At 56.8% G+C, this 8,414-nt stretch carries 4 protein-coding genes; all 4 read right to left on the bottom strand.

Annotation, left to right across the window (positions count from 1 at the left end; all coding sequences use genetic code 11):
* Window positions 1-83 precede the first annotated feature (83 nt).
* Window positions 84-1,520, bottom strand: a complete 1,437-nt coding sequence (locus VGE80_RS14235; RefSeq protein WP_397568945.1) for a DUF1501 domain-containing protein — start codon at window positions 1,518-1,520, stop codon at window positions 84-86.
* Between the two features lie 112 nt (window positions 1,521-1,632).
* Complete coding sequence (locus VGE80_RS14230; protein ID WP_440593131.1) at window positions 1,633-2,631, bottom strand: WD40 repeat domain-containing protein; 999 nt, start codon at window positions 2,629-2,631, stop codon at window positions 1,633-1,635.
* 312 nt (window positions 2,632-2,943) lie between these two features.
* Window positions 2,944-6,630 carry an outer membrane protein assembly factor BamB family protein gene (locus VGE80_RS14225; protein WP_440593130.1) on the bottom strand — a complete coding sequence of 1,229 codons (3,687 nt, stop codon included), beginning with the start codon at window positions 6,628-6,630 and terminating at the stop codon, window positions 2,944-2,946.
* Between the two features lie 7 nt (window positions 6,631-6,637).
* Window positions 6,638-8,155 carry a serine/threonine-protein kinase gene (locus VGE80_RS14220; RefSeq protein WP_373653438.1) on the bottom strand — a complete coding sequence of 506 codons (1,518 nt, stop codon included), beginning with the start codon at window positions 8,153-8,155 and terminating at the stop codon, window positions 6,638-6,640.
* Between the last annotated feature and the right edge of the window lie 259 nt (window positions 8,156-8,414).

Genomic DNA, 8,414 nt, shown 5'->3' with positions numbered 1-8,414 from the left:
AAACCACTTTCAGCGTGGGAACCACGACCGGAGCGGAAGTACAGCGATCGAGACTGGACGAGCCAGGAAGGAGGGGACCCTCTTCAACTGAGGATCTCGTGAATTGTATTACCACCGTGCGCGATTGCGAGCGGACGTCCGAGACGGTCGGGGACTGTCATGTGCGGGTCAATTCCCAGCAGGTGATAGACCGTCGCAACCAGATCGCCGGGTGAGACAGCATGGCTGACGGGATACGCAGCCTGCCAGTCGGTTTCGCCGAAGACCATTCCCTGCTGCACACCGCCGCCGAAGAGCAGGCTGAACCCGCACTGAGGCCAGTGATCTCGACCCGCCTTGGAATTCACTTTGGGAGAACGGCCCATTTCACCCATCACGATGATCAGGGTCGAATCGAGCAGCCCTCGTTGTTCAAGATCTTCGACGAGAGCAGGGACGCACTGATCCAGAATGGGCAAGTTATACTCCTTGAGCATGCTGAAATTGTTTTCGTGCATGTCGTAGGAATGTCCGTACCGCCCGAAAATCTCGGCGTGAACGCTGATAAACGGGACCTGAGCTTCAACCAGGCGCCTCGCCACCAGCATGCTCGATCCGTTCAGGTCCCGTCCATACCGCTCGCGCAGGGCATCCGTTTCCTGATCGAGATCGAACGCGTCGCGTGTTCTGCTGGAGGTCAGCATGTCGAACGCGTGCTGCTGGAACTGACTCAATCGATCAAGGACGCCCGAGCGGCGAGTCTCTTCAAATTCGATATCGAGTTGATCGAGAATCGACCGACGGCGACTCAATCGGTCAACGGTAATGCCGGGCAGTTCGTCCAGCGAAGGAAGCCGCGGTTCGCCCAGCGGCAGAACCGGGTCGTAGTACGATACCTTCGGTTCCCGCTGAAATTTCGGGTCGCAGACGGCGAACAGCGGGTCATATTGGCTACCGAGAAAACCACCGTAGGGTCCGGGTCGTCGAATCCCCGGATACATGGCACTTTCACCCCAGCCGGGATAACAGGGAAGGCAGACAGCGCCCGGCATCCCTTTGGGGCTCATTCCCAGGTACTGACAGATGGCTCCGATATCTGGCGGATCTGTCGGTTCTGCCTTGATCTGGGCGAAGCTGCCGTCGGTAAATCCCGTCATGATCGGCAACGGATTGTGTGCGTTATATCCGTGAGACACCGTTCGAATGAGACAAGCCTTGTGCATCAATCCGGCCACGTTCGGAAGATGCTCGCAGATTTGTAAACCGGGGACTGACGTTGCGATGGGCTGAAATTCGCCCCTGACTTCCACAGGTGCCAGTGGCTTCATGTCAAACATATCCAGTTGACTGGGACCACCGAGCAGGTTGAAGAGAATCACCGACTTGACGCGGCCTGCGGGCTTTTGCGGTGACGCTTCCGACGCATGAAGCAATCGCGGAAGACTGAGCCCCCCGAAGAGTGATAACGCTCCCACTCGCATGAGTTCACGACGAGTGACTCCGTCACACAGTTTCGCAGCACCACCGAGGATCGTCAGCATCGCCTGCACCCCTGTGAACCCACAACCTATCAGCAGAAGTTTATCAATCTTCTGCCGCTCAGGAAGTCACATTCAGGTTTCACTGCGGTCTCCCTCAGATCTTCGCAATGAATCATCGTTTACTTTTACGCCCTTCGTTGAGACGCTGAATCAGATCGACCCGACTCATTTCGCGACTCTCAGAGATTGACCATGTACGAAGTGTTCCATTTCCGCTGGTCGAATAGATCACGTCGCTCGATCTGGCAAAAGCAATTCGAGGGAATTCCGCCTCGACAGGCAGACGATGCAGCGGTGTCCCCTCTCTCGCATCGAAGATCTGAATCCCCGCAGCGGGGGATGTTGCGGCCAGCCAGCCACTCTCCCGCGTGAAAGCAAGGCTGATGAACGGCACCCCTTCAGACATCTTCGTCAGCCAAAGTTTTTCACCACTCGGGGCGTCATAGACAATCACGTTCCGGTCTTGCACGACCGCGAGCAAACCGCCGTCATCGGAAAACAGCAGTGACTTCACATGACGACTGTCATCGCGAAATGAGTGAATCCTCACTCCATTCATCACGTCATACAGGGCAATCCCATTTGTCAATGTCGAGACGGCAAGAACCTGGCCACGTGGGTCCAGAGCCAGTTTTCCTGCGGGGATTTCCAGGGTGAAGTCGACGACCAGCGGATCGTCTTCGGAAAACTTCCAGTAACGGGCGAGTGTTCCGTTGGCGACCCGGATTCCGGACTGACCATTCGCAGCCAGGTCGGTCAACAACCGCTGGCATTCTGGAACTTGTTCAGAAATGAGAGTGGCACCATCCCGAATGATTTCCACTTCGTTGTCCTGGTTGGAGTACAGAACGGTTCGGCCATCAAAGCTGATTCCCCAATTGCCGATCGCATCATTGCGGCGACGATACACGGGTTGGACTTGATTCGTCTCGAGATCGACGGCAATCAGTTCCCACATCCCGAGTTGACACCAGAGTGTCTTTCCGTCGGATGTCATCGCGGTTCTCATGATCTGCTGAACTTCAGCGTGAAGCTCATCAGAGTTGCCGCCTTGATCAGGAATGAAGAGCGAGTGGCACCCGATAAACCCGATCCAGATCAGGCTCGTCACGATAAACACTTCCAGTGCCAGAGTGAGGATCGAGTGCCCGCTTCTGTCCGGGCGCCGGGACTCTTTCTGCGCAGAACAGCGATTCTTTGTTCGCTCGTCCAGGGCCCCACCCGGGAAGCACTCAAGGGGTCGAGTGCCGTCGGGATTCGAACGAGTACGGTATCGCTTCATCGAAAATCTCCGCAGAGTGAGCCCGTTCCGTGAGGAACCACTGGTCAGCCACATCCGATCGTGTGAGCGCACGGCGATCCACGCTCGCCGCATCCGCACGAGAAAAAAGAGAGAAAGAAGGCAGCGGGTCGAAGACTGAAATCAGTCGTCGCAATAATCGCCGCTGAGATAGATCAGCCGCTGTCCATCCGGCGTCCAGGACATGTCAAAGTTGTTACGCGTCGGATCCTGACCAGGCACAAGCTCTACCGAACCAGGCTTGTCAGGGTCGAACTCATACAGTTGTTTCAGCCCCTTGCGAGCCGAACAAACCCCTGAAAAAACAATCCGATCTCCCGCAGGATGCCAGGCAAAGTCCGTCATTATGTTCTGGCGGAATGTATGATGAACCTTCAGATTGGCAATGTCGTCAATTCCGGTCATCGTCGTCGTGCAGATATCGCGTGCGCCATTGGAACGAACACCCACAAAGCAGAATGACTTCCCATCCGGTGACCACGTTCCATTAGAAACGATGTGAATAAAGGGATTGGACCGCCCCCCGATAATGGTGCGATTGGTCCCGGGTGTCAGGTCCAGTACCGTAAGTTCAGGGCTGAAGGTCACGGCAACTTTGGTACCTTCGGGCGACATCTGACCACCTGATCCAGGCCTGATAAAGGTGCGTTCCTGAGACTCCCGATCAACGCGCCAGATGCCCGAACGGGGTTCCTGACGCGTGCAGAGCAAGTACCGGCCGAAAGGGAACCATGTCGGCATCTGGCCTGAGCAGATGCGTTTCGGGGGCCCACCATCAATCGGCATGACAAAGATCTGCATATCGTCGGAGTTACCAAGGGGAGCCGCGTCAAACGCGATCCATTGACCGTCGTGAGATACCGCCGGAGATCCGATCAAGGGGTGCCCTTCGAACTGATACAGTAACTTCAATTCACTCCCGTCCCGATTCAGTGAAAAAAATTCGTTCGGTTTTTTCTCGAGTGGTTTCGCGGAAATTCGCGTCACCGGCTCACCCCGAAGCGGAGTGCTTGCCGGCGTGCTGTTGTCGCGCCCGGAAGTGGCCTTCGCAGAATTCTCCTCGGACTTCGGGGTCACCAAGATCGGGGCCGAACGGTTAAGCGTTGAGCTACTGAAGCTTCCTCTCACAGAACTCGATCGAGCGACAGACGGTACAGACTTCGGGTCACTCCACCGAGTCTCCTCACCCTCAATCAATTCTGTAGCACGTCGTTTCACAATCTGGGTTCGTTGAGCCTTTCGTTGTTCGAGTTGCTCCTCCATCCGACTGAGCCGTGCCTGCATCTCCCGTAATCGAGATTGCTCGATCTGGGTCTTAAGATCCAGTGCTTTGGCCAGTGTCTCTTCCAGTGCCTGTCGCGCGTCCTGGATGGCATCTGATTCAGGAGTGCCAACCGGACTGACCTTCAACATCTGCCGAATCTGTTCGGCTTGTCGAGTTGATCGGGATTCATACTTGGCAACCTCATCCTGCAGCCGTCTCACCTCCGCAGAATCCAGCGCCAGTCGCAGTTTTTTTTGAGCATCTCCGGGAGCCACCAGCTCGGGTCCCCCCTGCACCGAATCCGGCTGAACAACATCCGGTGAAGTCCATTCGCCACTCCTGGATGACAGGACGTAGATCTGATCTCCAATTTTGACGGACAGCGTATTCCGCAAATGAACCGGCTCCGCATCCCTCACGATCTCAGGCGGAAGTCTTAACATAGCCCAGCGACCAATCTTGCTGCTGTACCCAAAGATCTGTTGATTGATCACGACACTTGCGAAGACATCGCTTAATGTCGCCTTCTTCAACCTCGACGAACCATCGTCTGGATTTGCAACTGTCAGAGTGTCCCACTTGCCAAGCGACGAACTGTAAGCCGCGATACCGTCCTTTGTTTCCACCAGCAGCACGTCAGCGCTCTCCAGACGTGACAATGGATTATCGGTTTTCAAGGAACCTGGTTCAGCCACGGATGAGTCAGCGGAGGGTGTCTGAGAATTCGGCTCAACGGTCGGCTCACGGGCAGGCGGTTGTGCCGGACGACTTCCTTGACCGGACACAGGTCCGTCGATTGTTTCAGCTAAGGGATTTGACGTCGCGGAGACTGTCGTCTCGTCCGTCCGCCGTGCATCGCTTCCCGGAGAATTGGCGCCGGACTTGAGAGCATAGAGCCGATTCTGACTGGCCACATAGAGTGTGTCGTTCGCCACAATCGGCGTCGTCCGGATAGACTTGTCGAAGCGATTCTCAGCGAGAACCCGATGAGTCTTTGATAGTTCGAAGACCACAACATCCCCACCCACGTCGCAGATGTAGACTTTGTCCTCCACGATTAACGGAGAAGACTGGACGGGCGAAAACATGTCGTGAGTCCAGTAAACAACTGGCTTACCCTCGTTAACTTGCTTCGCATCCAGGCAGTGCACAACGCCTGACAGGTCGGGCACAATCAGCAGATCATTCTTAATCGCAACACTGCTGACCGTACGATGCAGGATCTCTTCAAATTCAATCTTCCGATTCTCGTTACGGTCGCTTTGGTCGTACTGCCATCGCAGGGCCGAGTTGGGATTCGGAATTGCCTGGTGTCCCTGCGTGGGATCAATGGCCGCCAGCCGTTGTGGGGGGACTTCCTTCCCTTCAGAGTCGACCGCCAGTTCAATGCTGACGTCCCCTTCACGGGTCGGATCGATGCAGTACAGCATCCCCGCTCCGTCACTGCTTTCCTGGTCTTCCCCCATCCCGATATAGAGATAGCCATCGTAGAATACCGGCGTCGCCACAATCGGATTACGGATCTGATCAGTCCCGCCGACATTGACCGAGTATTGGACCGCTTTGGGATTTCCATCAAATTTCCAGAGGAGTTTGGCTCGCCCCAGTCCGTCTCCTGCCGGGTCAAAGCTGTAGATCCATCCGTCTCCCCCGGCCATGACCACTTGGTCTCGTCCCCCTGCGTGGAAGATGCAGGGACTTGACCATTGGCCGTGCAGGATGTTTCCCCCCGGCGAACTGTCGGACCAGATCAGTTCGCCAGTCGACTTGTTCAGGCAGATGAAACTGGGTGCCTTAGCGGTCGGAATGCTCAGATGATTCGAATCCACGCCGTTACCCGTGATGACAAAGCAATATTCCCCCAGGCACGTGATCGAGCAGGAACTATGCTTGTGAGGGGTCACTCCCAACTGCGTCATCATGTCGAAGTGCCAGACAATGTCGTCCTCGTCCCGATTCTTATTACTCTCGGACTTATACGGACCATCGTTCTGGGCATCGTGGAACCCTTCCGTATCGAGACAGACAACTTCCGCACGTCCCGTCACGTACCAGAGGCGATTCCCCTCGCAATAGGGCGTTGAACAGTTCCCCAAGCTGGCGACGAAGTTGCTTCGCCCCGTTGCCAGCATCAGCGTGGACGCCTGCCACAGGAATGCACCCGTCTTTTCTTCAAACGCAATCAAGGCCCCCAGATTCATCTGAGAGGGGTAGCGTTTCACGTATCCGTGAGTATTGTTCGTTCCGACAAAGATCTTGCCATTCGCCACGACCGGACTTCCGTTCGTCTGCGAGCCAAGTGGCACTGACCACAGGACATTCTCTCCTGTGCGGACATCCCAGTGGACGGGGATCGCTGTCCCGGCAGGAGTATTGTTTCGTCGAGACGAGCCACCCCATTGGGGCCAGTCGAGGGGACCGACTCTCATCGCCTCCAGGCTCTCCAGTACATCGCGGGTGGGATCAAACTTCTCGTCAGCCGCAGCGTGCTGGAACAGGACGAGACACGCGACAACTGCGGTGATCATTGAATGGAAACTTGACATGACAACCTCAATTGTGCTTCGAATCGGTGAATTCAGCGTCGTCCGCCAGTATCGCCTCGAGCAGTTCGACCAGCTCTTCGACAGCGTCCAGTTCCGAAGCGGTGTCGTTCCAGTGCGGCAGAACGGACACAGTCCTGGCTTCCTTTTGTAATTCGCTCGCTCCGGCCGCATCGATACCGTCGAGTTGCTGGTGGTCGTTACCAACCGACGTCATTGGCGAATCGGTCGGGGTGAAGAGATTCCACGTTCCCCAGGCAGCGAGCGTGCAAAATCCCAGACCGATGACTGTCCTGCCGACCAGTCGCCGGGATCGCCCGGCGCCAGCGGAGGCGGAGCGTCCTTCCTGCGGCCGCAACTCCCAGTCGCCGACACCTTGAGGAAACGGGACCGTCGTCGGTTGCTGGACGTGCGCCAGACAGGCTTCGAGGAGATTCGAAACATCCTGAGCCCGGGCGAAGCGACTGGCCGCATCTTTCGAGAGCAGTTTCATGACAATCCGCTCAAGCCACGCGGGAATGTCCGGATTGATCTCTCGAATCGGGCGAGGCGAGGTTTCGCGGATCCGGCGCAGAATTCCGAAGGTCGTTTCCGCACGAAACGGCGGCCGACCGGTACACATGGCGTAGAGCACGCCTCCCAGGCTGAACAAGTCCGAGCGGCGATCAACGGCGTCACCATTCGCCTGCTCGGGTGACATATACTGTGGCGTTCCGGCAATGATTCCCGTGCGGGTGAGTGTCGCGTCGTCGACTGCTCGGGCCAGGCCGAAGTCCGTCAGCAACACCCGATCGACATTATTCTCCAGCAGGATATTGGCCGGTTTGACATCGCGATGCACGAGCCCCTGGGAATGAGCCGCTGCCAATCCTGCCGCCGTCTGCATTCCGATGCGAAGGATGTCCTTCAGTTCAAGTGCCCCTTTCCGGTCGAGTCGTTCCTGCAGCGACTCACAGGCAACCAGGGGCATCACCAGGAACGGCAGTTTGGCCGTTGCATTCACCGAGTGGATCGCCATCACGTGAGGATGGACGACCGCCGCCGTCGCCTGGGCTTCGCGGGCGAATCGACGCCGGGCCGCACCACTGGTTGCCAGATTGGGCGACAGGACCTTGACCGCCACGTGACGATGAAGTTCCTGCTGATAGCATTTCAGCACGATCCCCATCCCGCCCCGTCCAATCACTTCCAGCACTTCATACTCACCCAGCCGCCCCAGCGATCGGTCGTCGTCGCTGGGGTCCAGAAAGTCAACCGCGAAGTCCGAGGAAAAGTGCGAGACGTCCTCGTCGTAAGGTGGGGGACTGTAATTCGTCATGACCGTGCGACGAGCGGCGCTGCGTGCGAGTCGCTGACTCGCTTCTTCCCACCAGTTGGTTTGAGCGGCGAGGACTTCAAAATCCCGACGACAGTCGTCGCATGAAGAGAGATGCTCTGCAATCAGCGACTCTTCCGGCTCGGGAAGTGATTCTGTCAGCAGCTTTTCAAGCTTCGCGTGATCGCAATGCTGAGTATGTCGATCGTTCATGGCACGAGGCTTCACTACAAGGTTTTGTCGGAGCAGATTCTTCTACAATCGCAAAGTCAGTTACAAGGTTCGAAGAGATCACCCACCAACCGGTCCGCCATCCGGAATCCGCGCATCAGACTCAGGTCACGTATCACGCTCAGCTTCAAACCCCTCGACGATCTGCCGCAGTCGGGCGATGACCCGGCTGCGCGCGACATAGACGCTTCCCGTCGTCATTCCCAGGCTCTCGGCCACATCTCCGATCGGTTCATTCAAC

The sequence above is a fragment of the Schlesneria sp. genome (assembly GCF_036405755.1).
GTDB classification, from domain to species: domain Bacteria; phylum Planctomycetota; class Planctomycetia; order Planctomycetales; family Planctomycetaceae; genus Schlesneria; species Schlesneria sphaerica.
This window is presented reverse-complemented; position numbering and strand designations above follow the sequence as displayed.